The sequence below is a fragment of the Streptomyces sp. NPDC050704 genome (assembly GCF_040654355.1).
GTDB lineage: Bacteria > Actinomycetota > Actinomycetes > Streptomycetales > Streptomycetaceae > Streptomyces.
Genome location: NZ_JBFAHW010000163.1, coordinates 1 through 18942 on the forward strand (window position 1 = coordinate 1; position 18942 = coordinate 18942).

Genomic DNA, 18942 nt, shown 5'->3' on the forward strand with positions numbered 1-18942 from the left:
ACGTTTTTTCAGTTTGGGTGTGTGTTGTACCGCGGTTTTCACTGCCTAGCGCGGGGCTAACCCCCCCCTCGTATCACCCCCCCCCCGCGGCGGGGGGGCCCGCCCCCCCCCGGGGCCGGGCCCCGTCCCTGTCGCAAGGCGGTCCGTCAGAGGATTCCGTCAGACCCCTCAGACCCCTCGGGCCCCTCAGACCCCTCGGGCCAGGTAGTCCACGTAGCCCTCAGTCCACGTGCATGTCCGCGGCCTCGACCTCTTCCCGCGTCACGCCCAGCAGATACAGGACCGTGTCCAGGAAGGGGAAGTTCACGGCGGTGTGCGCGGCCTCGCGGACGACCGGCTTGGCGTTGAAGGCGACCCCGAGACCGGCCGCGTTGAGCATGTCGAGGTCGTTGGCGCCGTCCCCGATCGCCACGGTCTGGGCGAGCGGCACGCCCGCCTCGGCCGCGAACCGGCGCAGCAGCCGCGCCTTGCCCGCGCGGTCCACGATCTCGCCGGTGACCTTGCCCGTCAGCTTCCCGTCGGCGATCTCCAGGGTGTTGGCCTGGGCGAAGTCCAGCCCGAGCCGCTCCTTCAGATCGTCCGTGACCTGCGTGAACCCACCCGAGACGACGCCGACTTGGAAGCCGAGCCGCTTCAGCGTACGGATCAGTGTGCGGGCCCCCGGCGTCAGCCGCACCTCGCTGCGCACCTTGTCCACCACGGAGGCGTCGAGGCCCTTGAGCAGCGCCACGCGCGCGTGCAGCGACTGCTCGAAGTCCAGCTCCCCGCGCATCGCGGCCGCCGTCACCTCGGCGACCTCGTCCTCGCAGCCGGCGTGCGCGGCGAAGAGCTCGATGACCTCGTCCTGGATGAGCGTCGAGTCCACGTCCATGACCACCAGGCGCTGGGCACGCCGGTGCAGCCCGGCCGCGACCACCGCGACATCGACGCCGAGGACCGCCGCCTCGGTCACCAGGGCGGTCCGCAGCTTCTCGGTCTCCGCACCGGACACGGCGAACTCGACCGCCGTCACCGGGTACTTGGCCAGCCGGAAGATACGGTCGATGTTGCCGCCGGTCCCGGTGATCCGGGCGGCGATCGCGGCCGTCGACTCCGCGGTGAGCGGGTGCCCGAGGACGGTCACGTGCGACCTGCCGTGCCCGCGCGGACGGTTGTCGCCGAGGCCGGAGATGATCTCGGCCTGCAGCCTCATCGAGTCCGCCCAGCTGTGCACGGTGGCGCGCAGATCGCCCTCCAGGCCGGCCGGCGGCTGGGACACGAGCGCGCACAGCACTATCCGGCCACGGGTGACGACCTGCTCGATGTCGACCACGTCGACCGAGTAGGCGGCGAGGGTGTCGAAGAGCCCGGCCGTGATACCCGGACGGTCCTTGCCGAAGATCTTGACGAGGAGGGTGGGGAGATCAGCGGGGAGATCAGGGGTCTGTGAAGCGCTCATGGTCTTCCCACCGTATCCGGCACCCCGTGCCTCGTGCCCCTGAGGTCCGCCTGACGGACAGGGAACACTGGGTGTCGCAGGGGTGTCACCGGTCTTGCCGGACCGTGACACCCCCGTGCGTCACCTTCAGGTCACCGCGGTCCCCGTGGCCGCCGGGGCGCGGGCGGCGGCTCGTCCGGCGGGGGAGGCGGCCCGTCCTGCGACGACCGGGACCGCGGCCGGGGCTTCGGCACCGGTGGCGGCGGGGGCCCGGCCACCGTGGGGGAGCCGTACACATCACCGGGCGGCCGGGCACGCGGCGGCTGCCCGCCCGGAGGCTGTGCCCCGGGAGACCGTGAGCCGGGGGACTGCCCACCCGGGGGCTGTGCACCCGGTCGCCGCCCGCCGCCCTGCTCCCGCAGCTCGTCGGGCAGTCGCAGATACGGGTTCGTGGCGGGGTTCGACGGCCGGAACGGCGCACCGGGGTTGTAGGGCCCCGACTCCCCGGCGACCTCCGCGTACGGCTGACCGGCGGCGGCCGGAGCGCCCGCGTCACCCAGTGCCAGCGGCGCCGCGCGCCGTCCTGCGGTCCCGCTGGCGCAGGCCAGCAGCGCGCCCGCGGCCCCGGCGCCCGCACCCCACAGGGCGCCGAGCAGCAGCGCCATGCCCAGCTGCCCGCGCAGTTCGATCCCGGCGTCGATCGCGTCGATGCCGAAGACGGACAGCGAGGCATCCACGGACACCTCCGTCAGCCAGGCCAGCAGCGGCAGCGCGAGCGCGGTCACGACCGCGAGCCGCAGCGCGCAGCGCCCCGCGAAACCGAGGACACCCCGCTCCCGTACGTACGGCGTACGCACCGCGGTCAGCACGCCCGCGAACAGCATCATCAGGGCCGTCGCGACCCCCAACAGCCAGACCCTGCTGTCCAGTTCGGCCAGCCGCCCCAGCGTGACGGCCTGGTCGGAGGAGCTCAGGAACTCGTCCAGGGGATCGGGCAGGAGTGTGGCGAGCGGGCCCGTGGCATTCCCGTCCCACGGCACGAAGAGCCCGATCGGGATGCCCAGCCACACCCCGTTGGGCGCCCCGAGCAGTGCGGCGCCGGCGATCCGCTTCGGATTGTCGTCACTGATCGCCGCGTACGCCGCCGCCGAGAGCCCCGCCAGAACCGCCACCAGCGACACGGTGACCAGCGCGGACGCGGCAGGCCGCACCAAGCGGTGCACGGCCGTCCAGCCGGGCGGCAGCGGGGTCCGGCGCGAGGCCAGCAGTGCGATCGCCAGGACGCCGAGGACCCAGCCCAGGCCGCCGAACAGCGTCGGCACGGTCTCGACCGTGAAGCCGACCTCCGCGTTGGCGTCGGCGAGGTCTCCGAGCCGGTCCGGCAGCAGTCCGCCGATGTCGCCGAGGCCGGGCACGTCGACCTCGTCGGGCAGCCCGCCGCCCGGCAGCTCGTCGAGCCCGAGCGAGCCGCCGTCGATCGTGATGACGTCCTGTCCCGCCCAGGCGAGACCGCCCAGCATCGCCAGGAAGAGCACCACCACGGTGCCCGCGCGCGCGAGGAGCTCGGCCGGCGCGATCACCGCCCCCGCCCCGCGCAGGGAACGCAGGAAGAACCAGGACAGCAGCAGCGCGCCCACCAGGCTCACGCCGAGTGGCGTGATCTGGAGGGCGGTCTCGGCCTGCGCGCCCTCAAGACCGAAGGCCGACACATCGCCGGACGGCGCCACCGAACCACCCGCCCCAAGCGCCACAACCGCCGCGGTCATCGACCCGAGCGAGCCGGCGGCATCGGCCTCGAGCAGATGCAGACCCAGCGCCGCCACGCCCGTCATCCCGATCAACGCCCAGCTCACGGCGGCGATCGAGGACAACAGCACCTCACCCAACGGCACCCGCCTGCCACGTCCCACGGTCCCGTCGCTCATCGTCAGCCCCCCGACTCCGCACCGCGACATCTCCACCGGAGTGTCCCCCTCGCGTGGGATTACCACTCTCCGGGCCGGTTTCAACCCCGTCAACGGAAACGGACAAGCCGCCCGTACGCGGTCTTCCCAACACCCGACTTTCGGTCATGGGGCTCCTACTGAAATAGTTCCCCCCGATGTTCGACATCCCTAGACTCCCTGCGATGGGGACAACTCGGGGGACAACTCAGTGGGGCATGGAGTGCCGGAACTCGTACTGGAATTGAACGGACGGACCTGGACGCTCGATGCGTCCAGGCCATACACCCTCGGACGTGATCCGCAGGGAGACATCGTGCTCGATGACGCCAGGGTGTCCTGGCGGCACGCCACGATCAGTTGGGGCGGCCGGAGCTGGGTCATAGAGGACCACGGCAGCACCAACGGCACATTCGTGCAGGGGCAGCGGATCCATCAGATGGAGATCGGCCCCGGCTCGGCCGTGCACCTCGGCAACGCGACCGACGGCCCGCGCCTGAACCTCTCGGGTGCCGCGGCCGCCGCCGCACCGCAGGCGCAGCCCCAGCAGCAGCCGTACGCCGCACAGGGCGCACCGGCCGCCGGCTGGGCCCAGCAGCCGCCGCAGCAGCACGCGCCGGAGCAGGGCTGGCCGCAACCGCAACAGGCCGCGCACATCCCGCCGCAACAGGGACCAGGTGGTGGCGCGGGGGCGCCACCGGTCTACGGCGACCGCAGCCCGACCACCTTCCACCAGCTGGCCCTCGGCCGGGTGATGCGGATCGGCCGTGCGCTGGAGAACGAGCTGGTCGTCTCCGACCTGCAGGTCTCCCGGCACCACGCCGAGTTCCACGCGACGCCCGACGGCCGCTACGAGATCCGCGACCTGGGCTCGCACAACGGCACGTACGTCAACGGTATGCCGATCGCCAAGAGCGGCTCCGCGCTGCTCGGCCCGAACGACATCGTCGGCGTCGGCCACTCGACGTTCCGCCTGGTCGGGGATCGCCTCGAGGAGTTCGTCGACACCGGTGAGATCTCCTTCTCGGCCCGTCACCTGACGGTCACCGTCGACGGCGGCAAGCAGATTCTCAAGGACGTCTCCTTCGGCGTCCCCGAGAAGTCGCTCATCGCGGTCATCGGCCCGTCCGGCTCCGGCAAGTCGACGCTCCTGAAGGCGCTCACGGGCTACCGCCCCGCGAACGAGGGTGACGTCCTCTACGACAACCGGAACCTCTACAAGCAGTTCGCCGAGCTGCGTCAGCGCATCGGTCTGGTTCCGCAGGACGACATCCTGCACAAGGAACTGACCGTCAAGAAGGCCCTCAAGTACGCGGCCAAACTGCGCTTCCCCGCGGACACCACGACGCAGGAGCGCGACGCCCGCATCGACGAGGTATTGGGCGAGCTCAAGCTGGACATCCACAAGGAGAAGAAGGTCACCTCCCTCTCCGGTGGCCAGCGCAAGCGCGTCTCGGTGGCCCTGGAGCTGCTGACCAAGCCGTCGCTGATCTTCCTGGACGAGCCGACCTCCGGCCTCGACCCGGGCATGGACCGCGACGTCATGCAGCTGCTCCGCGGGCTCGCCGACGACGGCCGTACGGTCCTCGTCGTCACGCACTCGGTGGCCGAGCTGGCGATCTGCGACAAGCTTCTGGTCATGGCGCCCGGCGGCTCGGTGGCCTACTTCGGCCCGCCCGAGGAGGCCCTGAACTTCTTCGGCTACGACACCTGGGCCGACGTCTTCTCCGCCTTCGAGAACTACCGCGACTACGACTGGGCGGGGCGCTGGAAGGGCTCGCAGCACTACCAGATGTACGCCGCGGACATCGACGCGGTCGCCGCACAGTCCGTACACATGCCGTCAGCGCAGTCGATGCGGCCACCGAAGCCACAGGGCTGGCTCTCACAGCTCACCACCCTGATCCGCCGCTACACGTCGGTGATCGTCTCCGACCGGGGCTTCCTCGGCCTGATGGTGATCCTGCCCGCAGTCCTGGGTGTCGTGAGCGTGCTGATCCCTGCCACGTACGGACTCGGCCTCGGCCCGAAGAACGGCAATCCGCCGTTCTCGAACCGGGACGGCAGCACGATCCTGCTGATCCTCGCGGTGGGCGCCTGCTTCGCGGGTGCGGCCAACTCGGTGCGTGAGCTGATCAAGGAACGGGTGATCTACGAACGGGAGCGTGCGACGGGTCTGTCCCGTTCGGCCTACCTGATGTCCAAGGTCGTCGTACTCGGAGTGATCACCATCCTGCAGGGTGGGATCATCGGCGCCATCGGCCTGTTCTCGCGCGGCGACAAGCTGCCGGCAGAGGGCCTGCTGCTGAAGGGCGCGCCCGCCCTCGAACTCACCCTGCCGATCATGGCGCTCGGCTTCACCTCGATGATGTTCGGCCTGATCATCTCGGCACTCGTGAAGACGGCCGAGAAGACCATGCCGCTGCTGGTGATGTTCGCGATCGTCCAGGTCGTCTTCACCGGATGTCTCTTCCAGCTGTACGACAAGGTGGGCGTCGAGCAGCTGGCGTGGCTGATGCCATCGCGCTGGGCGGTCGCGGCAGCGGGCACGACGGCGGACCTGAACGTCCTGCTGCCCTATCAGCCGGGCAAGTCGTCCGACCCGTTGTGGGACCACGAACTGAGCCAGTGGATGTTCGACATGGGTGTCTTGGTCGGAATCGGCGTGATCTGCGGCTTCGTGGTCGCGCGGCTGCTGCGCCGCCACGAGCCCGAGGTCATGCGCAAGTAGTTCGGGCAGGCAGACGTGAAGGGCGGCACCCCGCTGGGGTGCCGCCCTTCGGCGTCCGTGAGGCCTCCGCGCGAGTCTCAGTACGCGCCGTTGACGTTGTCGATCGAGCCGTACCGGTCGGCCGCGTAGTTGGCGGCGGCGGTGATGTTCGCGACCGGGTCGTACTGGCTCCAGGCGGTGCCGGCGACGTGGTACGCGTCGAAGGTCGGCTTGATGACCTGCAGCAGGCCGATCGACGGGACGCCGTTGATGGCGTTGATGTCCCAGCCGTTGATGGCGTTCGGGTTGCCCGAGGACTCCCGGAGGATGTTGCGGTGCAGCCCGCTGTACGTGCCCGGGATGCCCTTCCGCTTCATGATGTCCAGCGACTCACGGATCCAGCCGTCGAGGTTGTCGGCGTAGGTCTTCGCGGCGACCGGCTTGATCGCGGCGCGCTTGGTGGACCGGCTCGCGGCCGCCTTCGCCTTGCGCTCGTCCTCGGCCTTCTTCTTCGCGGCGGCCTCGGCGGCCTTCTTGGCGGCGGCCTGGTCGGCGGTCTTCTTCTTCGCGGCCGCGGCCTGGGCGTCGGCCAGCTGGGCGCTGAGACCGACCGTGGCGACCTTGAACTGATCCGAGGAGAAGGCCGCCGGGGCGGCGGAGACCGACTCGGCGCTCGCCTGGGGGCTGCCCGGCACGAGGGAGAACGCGAGGGCGGCGACGCCGAGCGTGGCGACACCGGCGATCGAGAGCTTGTGGGTCCTGGTCAGCGCGGGACTATGACCAGGAGTGCGGTTCTGCTGGGGCATGGCTGATGGACCTCTTCGAATGGCGCGGAGGTCGCTCTCGGTCCGGCGGGGACAATGACGTTTCCGAACAAACGCCGCGGGTGAGAACCCGCGGCGTCGAGCGACGGCAGCCATTGTTAGCGGCCGCAAAATTGTGTGGCAAAGGTGTGACCTACGAACCGAGGTAGTGGACCCAGGAAGGGCAAAACGGGGCAGACTGTCACGTCTGCCCCGCTCATCGCGAGTCCCTTTATCTCCTATGCGTCTTCGTACGTGATATGCGTCCTATGCGCGGGCTCACATCGATCGTGTTGCGGTCTCACCAACAGTTGCTGGAGCAATGCTCTGTGTGAGGATCCCCGGTCGGCAGGATGAGGTGCGTGTCGCCGAACTCGTGCCACAGGTAGCGCTCGCGCAGCGCCTCGTCGTAACCACGGCAGATCGCCGCCTCCCCCGCGATCGCCTCCAGCATCAGCAGATGCGAGGCCTCCGGCTCGTGCAGCCCGGTGAGCAGCCCGTCGACCACCCGCACCCCGCGCTCCGGAGTCACCACGAGGCCGGTCCAGCCCTCCGCGGCCCGCACCACCCCGTCCGGTCCTGTGGCCGACTCCACGGCGCGCACGGCCGTCGTACCCACCGCGATCACCCTCCCGTCCCCTGCTCCGGCCGCGTTGATCAGCCGCGCCGACGCCTCAGGTACCGCGAAGCGCTCCGGGTACGGCGGCTCGTGCGCCTCGGCCGAGGCGACCCCGGTGTGCAGCGTGATCGGCGCGAACTGCACACCCCGGCTCACCAACTCCGCCACCAGGCGTGCGGTGAAGGGCCGCGCCGCGCTCGGCATCTCGGCGCTGCCCGACCCGTCTGCGGACGGCAGCGCGAACACCGTCTGGTACACCGACAGCGGCTGGTCCCTCTCCGTATAGCAGTAGCGGATGGGCCTCCCGTGCCGCCGCAGCAGCCCCGGCATGTCCGGCGCCGACATCCGCGCCCACCAGAGCCGGGGACTCCGCGGGGCGAGCGGCTCCTCCAGGACGAGCCGTACGTCCCCGGGGAGGTGCACCTCCGTACCGGCGGGCCCGCCCGCACGCGCACGCGTGGTGCCCGTTCCGTCGGGATCCCGCAGCTCGACGGCCCACCGCCCGTCGTCGCCCCGCGTGGAGAAATGCACCACCACGCGCGCGTGCCCGATCCTCCCGTCCACCGCGGCGGCCAGTGTCGGCGACGTGTTCACGATGAGCAGGTCCCCGGCCCGCAGCAGACCCGGCAGATCCACGAACGCGTGATGCGACACCTCAGTACCGCGCGACACGAGCAGCCGCACCGCGTCACGGTCGAGCCCGGGCCCCCGCTGCTCGGCCGGCACCCGAGCCGACAGCTCTTCCGGCACCCCCACGACGGTCGTCATCGCCGCCCCGGCAACGACGACGTCCCGTAACGCCCACTCGCCGGACGCCGGGCGGGTCCTCTTGACGCCGCCCTCGCACCGCCCGACCCCGGAGGGCCTCCCAAGCCGCGGGCCCGCCCGTCGTCGCAGGTGCGGGTCATCGGGTCACCTCCAGGAGTGCGGGCGCCGCATACCGGCCACTCGCCGGACGCTTGTCGATCAGCCGCAGAAAGCCCGGTACGACGCCGGCGGGGGCCGGCCGCGGATCGGTGTCGTCCGGTACGGCCGCCGCGTACAGATCCGTGGCCATGTCGCCCGGATCGACCGCCCAGACCCGCAGGCCGGGCTCCTCCTCGCCGAGCACCGCCGACAGATGGTCGAGCGCCGCCTTCGAAGCGCCGTAGCCGCCCCAGGTCTCGTACGCCTCGGCGGCCGCGTCCGAACTGATGTCGATCACCGCGCCCGCCGACGACTCCCGGAGCAGCGGCAGCGCCTCCTGGACCAGACCGAGCGCCGCGACCACATTGACCTCCAGAGCCCGCCGCAGGCCGTCCAGGGGCAGCGCTTCGAGGCGTACGAGCGGTTCGGCGCCCAGCGCGCTGGCGTTGTTCACCAGGAGATCGACGCCGCCGAGCTCCCGCGCGGCCGCCACCAGGCCCGCCCGGTGCGCCCCGTCCGTGATGTCCCCGGGCAGCGCCGCCACCCGCGTCCCGTGCTTGCCGAGCGCCACGGCCGTCTCCTGAAGAACCCCCGCCGTCCTGGCGTCGAGCACCAGATCCCAGCCGCGCTCCGCCAGGGCCTCGGCGAGTGCGCGCCCCAGCCCCTTCGAAGCCCCCGTGATGATCGCTACCGGCATGACGTCCGTCCCCTCGTCCATGACCGCCGCTCCGGGCGGGTGCCTTCAACGTAGGAACCGGACCGCCCCCGCCGCCTCGTGCGCGGGCCGCAAACCTTCGGGGCCCTTTGCCCTAGGCCCAGCGGCCTAGGCAGCGGCCGCCACAGGTCGGATACGCGCTGTCACACCCCGCCGGTACCGTGAGGTCATGAGCCAAGGACACCGGTCGGGCCTGTACGCGGTGAGTTCCGCGCTGCTGGCCATGAGCAGGCATCTCGAGGTGCGCGACGTCCTCAAGACGATCGTCGCCTCGGCCCGCGAGCTGCTCGACGCGGAGTACGCGGCGCTGGGAGTCCCGGACGACCACGGCGGCTTCGCCCAGTTCGTGGTCGACGGCGTCAGCGACGCCCAGTGGAAGGCCATCGGCCCACTTCCGCGCCAGCACGGCATCCTCGCCGCGATGCTGCACGAGGCCCGCCCCGAGCGCCTCGCCGACGTGCGCAAGGACCCCCGCTTCGAGGGCTGGCCCTCCGCCCACCCCGACATGTCCGACTTCCTGGGCCTGCCCATCCGCGACGGCGACGAGGTGATGGGCGCCCTCTTCCTCGCGAACAAGAACTGCCCGAAGCCGGAGGGCGATTGCGGCTTCACCGAGGAGGACGAGGAACTCCTGACGATCCTCGCCCAGCACGCCGCGATCGCCCTCACCAACGCCCGCCTGTACGAGCGCAGTCGGGAGCTCACCATCGCCGAGGAGCGCTCACGCCTCGCGCACGAACTGCACGACGCCGTCAGCCAGAAGCTCTTCTCCCTGCGCCTCACCGCCCAGGCGGCGGCCGCCCTGGTGGACCGCGACCCGATCCGCGCCAAGGGCGAACTCCAGCAGGTGGCCGCCCTCGCCGCCGAGGCCGCCGACGAACTGCGCGCCGCCGTCGTCGAGTTGCGCCCCGCGGCCCTCGACGAGGACGGCCTGGTCGCCACGTTGCGCACCCAGATCCAGGTCCTGGACCGCGCCCACGCCGCGCATGTGACCTTCGACAGCTGCGGAGTCCGCGCGCTGCCCGCCGCCCAGGAGGAGGCGCTGCTGCGGGTGGCCCAGGAGGCACTGCACAACGCGCTGCGTCACTCGGGCGCGGCCCGTGTCGACGTCACCCTGGAGAGGCGGGGCCCGGGCGCCGTGCTGCGCATCACCGACGACGGCAGCGGCTTCGAACCAAAGGCGACGCGCCGGGCGGGACGCCACCTGGGCCTGGTCTCCATGCGCGACCGGGCAGGTGGCGTCGGAGGCACGCTCACCGTGGAATCGGCGCCCGGCAAGGGCACCACGATCGAGATGGAGGCCCCTGGTGGCTGACGCAATCAAGGTGCTGCTCGTCGACGACCACCAAGTGGTCCGCCGGGGCCTGCGCACCTTCCTGGAGATACAGGACGACATCGAGGTCGTGGGAGAGGCGTCCGACGGCGCCGAAGGAGTCGCCCGCGCCGAGGAGTTGAAGCCCGACGTCGTCCTCATGGACGTCAAGATGCCCGGCATGGACGGCGTCGAGGCGCTGCGCAAGCTCCGCGAACTCGACAACCCCGCGCGCGTGCTCATCGTCACCAGCTTCACCGAGCAGCGCACGGTGATCCCGGCCCTGCGCGCGGGCGCCGCCGGATATGTGTACAAGGACGTGGACCCCGAGGCGCTCGCCGGAGCCATCCGCTCGGTGCACGCCGGACACATCCTGCTGCAGCCCGAGGTGGCCGGTGCGCTGCTGTCCCAGGAGGAGACCAACTACGGCCAGGGCAGAGGCGGTTCACTCACCGAGCGGGAGCGCGAGGTGCTCTCCCTGATCGCCGACGGCCGCTCCAACCGTGAGATAGCCCGCGCTCTGGTCCTCTCCGAGAAGACCGTCAAGACGCATGTCTCGAACATCCTGATGAAACTCGACCTCGCCGACCGGACCCAGGCCGCGCTGTGGGCCGTACGCCATGGCGTGACCGGCTGATTCACACCTCGGCGACCCTTGCGGACGGCAACACGGAGCGTTCCGTTCCGGACTGAGATTCATACCGTCGTGGGAATGTCCCCCAGATGGCGCATCCTTCTGGGATCTCCGCCGTTCTTCAGTGCGTGCTGCGGCGCTTTGCCGCAGTGGTTCACAAGGAAGAGGGCTCAGAAGTGAAGAACCTGAAGAAGGCCGCAGCCGTCACGATGGTGGCCGGTGGCCTGGTTGCCGCCGGTGCCGGTTTCGCCTCCGCCACCGATGGTGGCGCGCACGCCGGTGGCAAGGCCGTGGGCTCGCCGGGCGTCGCCTCGGGCAACCTCGTCCAGGTCCCCGTCGCCATCCCGGTGAACGCGGTCGGCAACACCGTGAACGTTGTCGGCATCCTGAACCCGGCGTTCGGCAACGACGGCATCAACCGCTGACGTACGCCCCGGGTCAGCAGTGACCACCGGCCTTCCAGGCAAGCCTGGGGGGCCGGTCCGGTTTTCAGCTCGTCGGTTCATTGGCCCGAACGGGCAGAAGGCGCTCGCCTCCCGTGCCGTCCCGACCTGCCCGGACGTTGCTCAGCGTACGGCCCGCGGCTGGGTCGGATTCGCAAACGCAGGAGGAACACTTCCCATGAACATCGCCAAGAAGGCCGCCATGGCCGTCACCGTCGCCGGTCTCGCCGCGGGTGCCTCCGCCGGTGCCGCTGTCGCCGACTCGGCCGCCGACGGTGCGGCCGTGAAGTCCCCGGGCGTCGGCTCGGGCAACGTGGGCCAGCTCCCCATCCACGTCCCGATCAACGTCGCCGGCAACACCGCCAACCTGATCGGCGCCCTGAACCCGGCGTTCGGCAACCAGGCCATGAACGACTGAGTCACCGCCTGGCGAAGGGCCCCGCGGACCACACCGGTCCGCGGGGCCCTTTCCGCACGTGAGGTGCCCGTACTTCCGATACCCCCGAAGGCCCGCTCAACCCGCCCGGAGAGTCACCGAACCTCGCGCTCCCGCTCCTCCACGAACGCGTTGACCTCTCTTGTCTGCGCCCCTCGCACTGCTTCGCAGGCTTCGAGGCGCTGTGCCGGCCTCCGGCCGCCGACGCCTACCGAACCCCGCGCTCCCGCTCCTCCACGAACGCGTTGTACGCCGCCACCTGAGCCCGCCGCGCCGTTCGTTCCACCGGCCTCAGTGCCTCGGATCGCGCGGCCATCTCCGAGGCGCTCACAGCTCCGCCGGGCCCGTTCTCGTACGCCACCGAGACGAGCAGCCCCACCCGCTGGGCCAGCTCCAGCACCCGTACCGCACGCGGCGGATAGCCGGGAGCGAGCACCTCGCCCCCCTGCTCGGCCCGCGCCCGGTACGCGTCGATCGCCGCCTCGGCGACGGGGCCCGAGCCGGCCACGTCGAGCTGCGACAGCAGCTGGGTGGCGTCGCGCAGCGCCTCCGCGAGTTCCCGCTCGGCCTCGCCGAGGGACGGCACATCGGCGGGCGGCGCCTCGCGCACGGCGAGACAGTGCCAGACGACCTCCACGTGTACGTCGCCCTCCGGCCCGGCCTCGTACACCTCGGGTACGAGCCCCAGCGCGGTGCCGTGACAGACCACCGCCTCCTCGGCGTCGAGGGCGCGGGTGTTGAACTCCGGCGGTCCGCTCAGCCCGAGCGGATGCCCGGGCGCGGGCAGCGCGACCCGCAGGCCGGTCACCCCGAGCACGCGCAGCCGCCCCAGGGCGAGCGTGAGCCCGACGGGCCCTGCCTCACCGGGCAGGCCCTCGACCCGGTGCACGGCATCCTCACCGACGATGGCGACGACCGCGTCGTCCGGTGACACAAAACCGGCCAACAGGGCATTTCCCCATGCGGCCAACCGTCCTGAGCGTGGTTCCGAAAGCATGCCTCCCACCCTAAGGACCGGCCGATGGATTGGACCGGCCGACCGGTGGCGTAGGTTTTCCCTGGGGGCTGCGTCCACAGACGTCAGCGACGGCCGAGACTGCAATGGGAGACAGCGCGCTCATGAGCGATGTTCTGGAGCTTGAGGACGTATCCGTGGTCCGAGAGGGCCGGGCTCTGGTGGACCAGGTCTCCTGGTCGGTCAAGGAAGGCGAGCGCTGGGTCATCCTCGGACCCAACGGCGCCGGAAAAACGACCCTTCTCAACCTTGCGTCCAGCTATCTCTTCCCCAGTGCGGGCACGGCCACCATCCTCGGCGAGACCCTCGGCAAGGTCGACGTGTTCGAACTGCGCCCGCGCATCGGCATGGCTGGCATCGCCATGGCCGAGAAGCTGCCCAAGCGCCAGACCGTCCTGCAGACGGTCCTGACCGCTGCGTACGGCATGACCGCCGGCTGGCACGAGGACTACGAGGACGTCGACGAGCAGCGTGCCCGCGCCTTCCTCGACCGCCTCGGCATGACCGACTACGTGGACCGCAGGTTCGGCACCCTCTCCGAGGGCGAGCGCAAGCGCACCCTCATCGCCCGCGCCCTGATGACCGACCCCGAGCTGCTGCTCCTGGACGAGCCCGCCGCCGGCCTCGACCTCGGCGGCCGCGAGGATCTCGTACGCCGTCTCGGCCGCCTCGCCCGGGACCCGATCGCCCCCTCCATGATCATGGTCACGCACCATGTCGAGGAGATCGCGCCGGGCTTCACGCACGTACTGATGATCCGTCAGGGCAAGGTGCTCGCCGCGGGCCCCCTGGAACTCGAACTCACCTCGCGCAACCTGTCGTTGTGCTTCGGCCTGCCGCTCGTCGTAGAACAGGCCGGCGACCGCTGGACCGCCCAGGGCCTGCCGCTGTCCTGACGACCAGGCCTGCCCGTCACAACTTGATCGGCGCCCTGTCCCCGACGGGACCTGCGGACCTACCATGACCATGTGGAAGACATCGACGCATGGGTGTGGTGGTTGATCGGCGCGGTCGGGCTCGGGATCCCGCTCGTCGTGACCGCGATGCCGGAGCTCGGAATGCTCGCCGTCGGCGCCGTCGCGGGCGCCGTGACCGCGGGACTCGGCGGTGGTGTCGTCCTCCAGGTCGTGGTCTTCGCCGCCGTCTCGGTCTCACTCATCGCGGTCGTACGCCCCGTCGCGGCCCGACACCGCACCCAGCGGCCCCAACTGGCCACCGGCATTGACGCGTTGAAGGGCAAGCACGCCGTCGTGCTGGAGAGAGTCGACGGTTCGGGCGGCCGGATCAAGCTCGCCGGGGAGGTCTGGTCCGCGCGCTCCCTCGACACCGGACGAGCTTTCGACGTAGGCCAAGAGGTGGACGTCGTGGAGATCGAGGGGGCGACGGCGATCGTCATGTGACTGCTCGCGGCGTCCACTGAACGGAACGTTCCACGTGGCGAGTTGTGGTCTGACACACTCGTCCAGCAAGATCTTCGACAATCACAAGATCTTCCGGCAAGCGCCGAGGCGGAGAAGGGTACGGGGAGCCACGATGGGACCGGTCGTCATCGTCCTGATCATTCTGGTGGTGTTGGTCTTCATTGCCCTGATCAAGACCATCCAGGTGATCCCACAGGCCAGCGCGGCCATTGTCGAGCGCTTCGGCCGCTATACACGGACACTCAACGCGGGGCTCAACATCGTCGTCCCGTTCATCGACTCGATCCGCAACCGCATCGACCTCCGCGAGCAGGTCGTGCCGTTCCCGCCCCAGCCGGTGATCACCCAGGACAACCTGGTCGTGAACATCGACACGGTCATCTACTACCAGGTGACCGACGCCCGCGCCGCCACGTACGAGGTCGCCAGCTACATCCAGGCGATCGAGCAGCTCACCGTCACCACGCTCCGCAACATCATCGGTGGCATGGACCTGGAGCGGACGCTCACCTCCCGTGAGGAGATCAACGCGGCCCTGCGCGGTGTCCTCGACGAGGCCACCGGCAAGTGGGGCATCCGCGTCAACCGCGTCGAGCTCAAGGCCATCGAGCCGCCCACCTCCATCCAGGACTCGATGGAAAAGCAGATGCGCGCCGACCGTGACAAGCGCGCCGCGATCCTCACCGCCGAAGGTATCCGCCAGTCGCAGATCCTCACCGCCGAGGGCGAGAAGCAGTCCGCCATCCTGCGCGCCGAAGGTGAGGCCAGGGCCGCCGCGCTGCGCGCCGAGGGCGAGGCCCAGGCCATCCGTACGGTCTTCGAGTCCATCCACGCCGGTGACGCGGACCAGAAGCTCCTCGCCTACCAGTACCTCCAGATGCTCCCGAAGATCGCCGAAGGCGACGCCAACAAGCTCTGGATCGTCCCCAGCGAGATCGGCGACGCACTCAAGGGCCTGAGCGGCGCCATGGGCAACTTCGGCCCGATGGGCGGAATGGGCGGCGGCGGCCAGGGCGGCGGCGGAGCCACAGAACGCCGCGAAAAGCCAACGGTCACGGACTGAGGAGCGTTGAAGAAGGGGCCCGCCTCGTGAGAGGCGGGCCCCTTCTTTTTAGGGGCGCGGGGAACTGCGCGACCAGCCACGACCTACCTGCAGCCAACGAACTGTCCGCAATGTTTCGGCACTCCCCACGGCCGGCTCAGGCTGCCGGCTGGGCGAGCCACTCCGGCAAGGCCTCAAGGTCATCCCGCCCCAACGCAAGCAGCATCGCATCCGCCGGCGTCGGCTCGAACGGCTGCCGCAACAGCGGCATCCCCGCCTGCTCCGGCGTACGAGCCGCCTTGCGGTGGTTGTCCTGCGCGCACGAGGCCACCGTGTTCAGCCAGGAGTCCTGACCACCCTGCGCCCGCGGCACCACGTGGTCCACGGTCGTCGCCCGCCTCCCGCAGTACGCGCACCTGTGCCGGTCACGCACCAGCACACCACGCCTCGACCACGGAGCTTGTCTTCGGAAGGGCACCCGCACATAGCGGCAGAGTCTGATCACCCGGGGCGCCGGTATGTCGACCGCGGCTCCGCGCAGACGCAGTTCGGGGTGGGCCTGCTCGACAACGGCCTTGTCCTGCAGCACCAGAACGACGGCTCGGTTCAACGTCACCGTCGACAGCGGCTCAAAGCTCGCGTTCAGCACCAGCGTGTCCCGCATCCAGCCCACCTCCTCTGTGCACCGGCCCACCCCCTGGCGGACTGGATCAACTTTGGCCGGGCACGCCGAGATGGACAACGCAATAAAAAAATGCCCGCCCCTGATCAATTCCAAGCCCAGGGGCGGGCAAACGTTCCGTGAACGCTCAGCTGTCCGCGGGCGCCGCGTACTCGGCGATGAGCTGGGCCCTCGCCAGCGTGTGGAACCGGAGGTTGAAGCCGACGAAGGCCGGCGAACCGTCCGAGTCCGGCCCGAGCTTCTCCTGATCCACGGCGTACACCGTGAACACGTACCGGTGCGCCGGGTCCCCGGCCGGCGGCGCGGCGCCACCGAAGTCCTTCGCCCCGTAGTCGTTGCGCACCTGCACCGCACCCTCCGGTAGGCCCTCGAACTTGCCGCTGCCCGCACCCGTCGGCAGCTCGGTCACCGAGGCCGGGATGTCGAACACGACCCAGTGCCAGAATCCGCTCCCCGTAGGGGCATCCGGATCGAAGCACGTCACGGCGAAACTCCTGGTCTCCGGCGGGAAGCCCTCCCAGCGCAACTGCGGCGAGGTGTTCCCGGCCGCGTAGACCTGAGCGTCCTTCAGCGTCGCGCCCGCCTCGACGTCCTCACTCGTGACCGCGAACGACGGCACGGCGGGATGGAAGTCGTGGGGAAGCGGCGGCCTCTTGGGCTCGGTCACCTCGGCACCTCCTGATCTGTTCTGATCGGTGGAATCTCTCGTTCCCGAGCCTAGAACCAGTTGCGCCGACTACCGACCTGGGACAGCCACTCGTTGAGATACGCGGACCAGTCCGTCCCCTGGAAGTCGTTCAGCCCCACCTTGAACGAGCGGAACGAGTCGCTGCCCTCGCTGAACAGGCCCGGCTTCTTGTCCATCTCCAGGACGACGTCCATCTCACGGTCGTCCGCGACGAAGCTCAGCTCGACCTGGTTGAGACCGCGGTACTGCTGCGGCGGGAAGAACTCGATCTCCTGGTAGAACGGCAGCTTCTGCCGCGTACCCCGGATCCGGCCGCGCTCCAGGTCCGCGCTCTTGAAACGGAATCCCAGCTGGATGAACGCGTCCAGGAGCGCCTGCTGCGCCGGCAGCGGGTGCACGCTGATCGGGTCCAGGTCACCGGAGTCCACCGCGCGCGCGATCTCCAGCTCCGTGGTCACACCGACATTCATCCCACGCAGGGGCTGACCGTCGATCGTCGTGATCGGCGTCTCCCACGGGATCTCGAGCCCGAACGGCACCGCGTGCACCGCTTCCGCCTGCAGCTCGAAGGCACCGCCGAGCCGCATCTTCGTGAACTCGATGTCCTGCTTGTGCTCCTGGTCGTCAGGGCCCTCGACCTCGACCCGGGCCTGCAGACCGACCGACAGGCCTTCGATCGCCTGGGCCACGGACCCGCCCTGGATCCGCACCTCACCCTGCACGACGCCGCCCGGAACGACATTCACCTCGGTCAGTACCGTCTCGACCGAAGCCCCACCGGCCCCCAGGCTCGCAAGCAGCCGCTTGAACCCCATGTCTTTTCCTCCTCGGGCAACGCCCCGTTGATCTGTCCGGATCTTTGATCCATACAAACGCGATCCAGCCGTGGCCGGTTCCGCGCCCTCACCCTGGCAAGGCGGACGCTCCCTGACCACCCCGCACGCAGTCACACCTGTGCACTACGCTCGTACGCCATGATCGCGGCCCCTGACCGTACGCCCCTCGACCGGGAGTTCTTCGACCGACCCGTACTGGATGTCGCCCCCGACCTCTTGGGTCGCATACTCGTGCGAGCCACCCCGGACGGACCGATCGAGCTCCGCCTCACAGAGGTCGAGGCCTACGACGGCCCGAACGACCCCGGCTCCCACGCGTACCGCGGCCGCACCGCCCGCAACGACGTGATGTTCGGTCCACCCGGGCACGTGTACGTCTACTTCACCTACGGCATGTGGCACTGCATGAACCTGGTGTGCGGTCCGGAAGGCAGGGCGAGCGCGGTCCTCCTCCGCGCCGGAGAGATCACCGAAGGCGTCGAGTTGGCCCGCAAACGTCGACTTTCAGCCCGATACGACAAGGAACTGGCCAAAGGGCCCGCCCGTCTGGCCACAGCTCTGGGCGTGGACCGTGCCCTCGACGGCACGGATGCGTGCGGTCCCGCGGATGGCCCGACGACGCTTCTTGCCGGCACGCCGGTGAGCTCCGGCCAGGTGAGCAGCGGTCCTCGCACCGGTGTGGCCGGCGACGGAGGCGTCCACCCATGGCGCTTCTGGATCACCAACGACCCGACAGTGAGCCCTTATCGGGCCCACACCCCCCGTCGCCGCCGAACTTGACTCGCTCCTGGGCACTCCGTAATGTAGTCCGAGCCGCTTGAACCGGGTACGGCGTTCAGCCTGCAGCCGGAAGCGGCCAACCCACTACCTACGACTTCCTCTCAGCGAGGACGAATTCGGCGTGTCCGCATGCCCTAATTCGAACTTGCGGGACTCGATTATGAGTTGCCGAGGGAATCGGTTAACGTAGTGAATGTCGAAAGGCCGCAAGGCCAAAAGGCAAATCCCACCGACTGGGAATCACGGCCTGAAAGGGTCTGATAGAGTCGGAAACGCAAGACCGAAGGGAAACGCCCGGAGGAAAGCCTGAGAGATTTTCTTGGGTGAGTACGAAGGAAGTGTCCGTTCCTTGAGAACTCAACAGCGTGCCAAAAATCAACGCCAGATATGTTGATACCCCGTTCCCGGTCACTGTCATGGTGTCGGGGCGAGGTTCCTTTGAAACAAAACATCAGCGAGGACGCTGTGAATCACCGGTCTTATTCCGATCGGTGGTTCCGCTCTCATGATGCTGTCCCGATTACGGGATGACATTCACGG

18 protein-coding genes are annotated in these 18942 nt (G+C 69.6%); 9 read left to right on the forward strand and 9 right to left on the reverse strand.

What is annotated here, in order from left to right; genetic code table 11:
- Positions 1 to 220: 220 nt before the first annotated feature.
- Both serB and AB0I18_RS47430 read right to left on the reverse strand, forming a co-directional pair.
- Positions 221 to 1438 carry a phosphoserine phosphatase SerB gene (serB, locus tag AB0I18_RS47425; protein WP_363112060.1) on the reverse strand — a complete coding sequence of 406 codons (1218 nt, stop codon included), beginning with the start codon at positions 1436 to 1438 and terminating at the stop codon, positions 221 to 223.
- Positions 1439 to 1569: 131 nt separating this feature from the next.
- Positions 1570 to 3342, reverse strand: a complete 1773-nt coding sequence (locus AB0I18_RS47430) for a streptophobe family protein (protein ID WP_363112061.1) — start codon at positions 3340 to 3342, stop codon at positions 1570 to 1572.
- 241 nt (positions 3343 to 3583) lie between these two features.
- On the opposite strand from AB0I18_RS47430, the gene AB0I18_RS47435 reads away from it, so the two are divergent.
- Positions 3584 to 6091: an FHA domain-containing protein gene (locus AB0I18_RS47435; protein ID WP_363112075.1), complete on the forward strand. Its 2508-nt coding sequence runs from the start codon at positions 3584 to 3586 to the stop codon at positions 6089 to 6091.
- A gap of 77 nt (positions 6092 to 6168) precedes the next feature.
- Here AB0I18_RS47435 and AB0I18_RS47440 read toward each other — a convergent pair whose 3' ends face one another.
- From AB0I18_RS47440 to AB0I18_RS47450, 3 genes are all read right to left on the reverse strand, one after another.
- Positions 6169 to 6876 carry a transglycosylase SLT domain-containing protein gene (locus AB0I18_RS47440; RefSeq protein WP_363112062.1) on the reverse strand — a complete coding sequence of 236 codons (708 nt, stop codon included), beginning with the start codon at positions 6874 to 6876 and terminating at the stop codon, positions 6169 to 6171.
- Positions 6877 to 7174: 298 nt separating this feature from the next.
- Positions 7175 to 8260, reverse strand: coding sequence for an S-adenosylmethionine:tRNA ribosyltransferase-isomerase (locus AB0I18_RS47445; protein ID WP_363112063.1), 1086 nt, complete (start codon positions 8258 to 8260; stop codon positions 7175 to 7177).
- Positions 8261 to 8396: 136 nt separating this feature from the next.
- Entirely contained in the window at positions 8397 to 9095 is a 699-nt protein-coding gene (locus AB0I18_RS47450) for an SDR family NAD(P)-dependent oxidoreductase (protein WP_363112076.1), read from the reverse strand.
- Between the two features lie 187 nt (positions 9096 to 9282).
- Here AB0I18_RS47450 and AB0I18_RS47455 point away from each other — a divergent pair, with 187 nt between their 5' ends.
- From AB0I18_RS47455 to AB0I18_RS47470, 4 genes are all read left to right on the forward strand, one after another.
- Positions 9283 to 10428, forward strand: a complete 1146-nt coding sequence (locus tag AB0I18_RS47455; protein ID WP_363112064.1) for a GAF domain-containing sensor histidine kinase — start codon at positions 9283 to 9285, stop codon at positions 10426 to 10428.
- Positions 10421 to 11062, forward strand: coding sequence for a response regulator transcription factor (locus AB0I18_RS47460; RefSeq protein WP_363112065.1), 642 nt, complete (start codon positions 10421 to 10423; stop codon positions 11060 to 11062). The genes AB0I18_RS47455 and AB0I18_RS47460 overlap by 8 nt, the downstream gene beginning before the upstream one ends.
- Before the next feature lie 173 nt (positions 11063 to 11235).
- Positions 11236 to 11484 carry a chaplin ChpE gene (gene chpE, locus AB0I18_RS47465; protein ID WP_363112077.1) on the forward strand — a complete coding sequence of 83 codons (249 nt, stop codon included), beginning with the start codon at positions 11236 to 11238 and terminating at the stop codon, positions 11482 to 11484.
- Positions 11485 to 11680: 196 nt separating this feature from the next.
- Positions 11681 to 11920 (forward strand): chaplin, encoded by a 240-nt coding sequence (locus AB0I18_RS47470; RefSeq protein ID WP_363112066.1) that lies wholly within the window; start codon positions 11681 to 11683, stop codon positions 11918 to 11920.
- A gap of 226 nt (positions 11921 to 12146) precedes the next feature.
- Here the strand turns inward: AB0I18_RS47470 and AB0I18_RS47475 are convergent, their stop codons facing one another.
- Positions 12147 to 12935 carry a hypothetical protein gene (locus tag AB0I18_RS47475; RefSeq protein ID WP_363112067.1) on the reverse strand — a complete coding sequence of 263 codons (789 nt, stop codon included), beginning with the start codon at positions 12933 to 12935 and terminating at the stop codon, positions 12147 to 12149.
- Positions 12936 to 13057: 122 nt separating this feature from the next.
- On the opposite strand from AB0I18_RS47475, the gene AB0I18_RS47480 reads away from it, so the two are divergent.
- The 3 genes from AB0I18_RS47480 to AB0I18_RS47490 all read left to right on the forward strand — a co-directional run bounded on the left by AB0I18_RS47480 (position 13058) and on the right by AB0I18_RS47490 (position 15437).
- Positions 13058 to 13849, forward strand: a complete 792-nt coding sequence (locus tag AB0I18_RS47480; RefSeq protein ID WP_363112068.1) for an ABC transporter ATP-binding protein — start codon at positions 13058 to 13060, stop codon at positions 13847 to 13849.
- Positions 13850 to 13921: 72 nt separating this feature from the next.
- Positions 13922 to 14353, forward strand: coding sequence for an NfeD family protein (locus AB0I18_RS47485; RefSeq protein ID WP_363112069.1), 432 nt, complete (start codon positions 13922 to 13924; stop codon positions 14351 to 14353).
- Between the two features lie 133 nt (positions 14354 to 14486).
- Entirely contained in the window at positions 14487 to 15437 is a 951-nt protein-coding gene (locus AB0I18_RS47490; RefSeq protein ID WP_363112070.1) for an SPFH domain-containing protein, read from the forward strand.
- A gap of 136 nt (positions 15438 to 15573) precedes the next feature.
- Here the strand turns inward: AB0I18_RS47490 and AB0I18_RS47495 are convergent, their stop codons facing one another.
- The 3 genes from AB0I18_RS47495 to AB0I18_RS47505 all read right to left on the reverse strand — a co-directional run bounded on the left by AB0I18_RS47495 (position 15574) and on the right by AB0I18_RS47505 (position 17601).
- Positions 15574 to 16080, reverse strand: a complete 507-nt coding sequence (locus AB0I18_RS47495) for an HNH endonuclease (RefSeq protein ID WP_363112071.1) — start codon at positions 16078 to 16080, stop codon at positions 15574 to 15576.
- 145 nt (positions 16081 to 16225) lie between these two features.
- Entirely contained in the window at positions 16226 to 16765 is a 540-nt protein-coding gene (locus AB0I18_RS47500) for a YbhB/YbcL family Raf kinase inhibitor-like protein (RefSeq protein WP_363112072.1), read from the reverse strand.
- 50 nt (positions 16766 to 16815) lie between these two features.
- Positions 16816 to 17601 carry a sporulation protein gene (locus tag AB0I18_RS47505; RefSeq protein ID WP_363112073.1) on the reverse strand — a complete coding sequence of 262 codons (786 nt, stop codon included), beginning with the start codon at positions 17599 to 17601 and terminating at the stop codon, positions 16816 to 16818.
- 159 nt (positions 17602 to 17760) lie between these two features.
- On the opposite strand from AB0I18_RS47505, the gene AB0I18_RS47510 reads away from it, so the two are divergent.
- Positions 17761 to 18402 (forward strand): DNA-3-methyladenine glycosylase, encoded by a 642-nt coding sequence (locus tag AB0I18_RS47510; RefSeq protein ID WP_363112074.1) that lies wholly within the window; start codon positions 17761 to 17763, stop codon positions 18400 to 18402.
- The last annotated feature ends 540 nt before the right edge of the window (positions 18403 to 18942 follow it).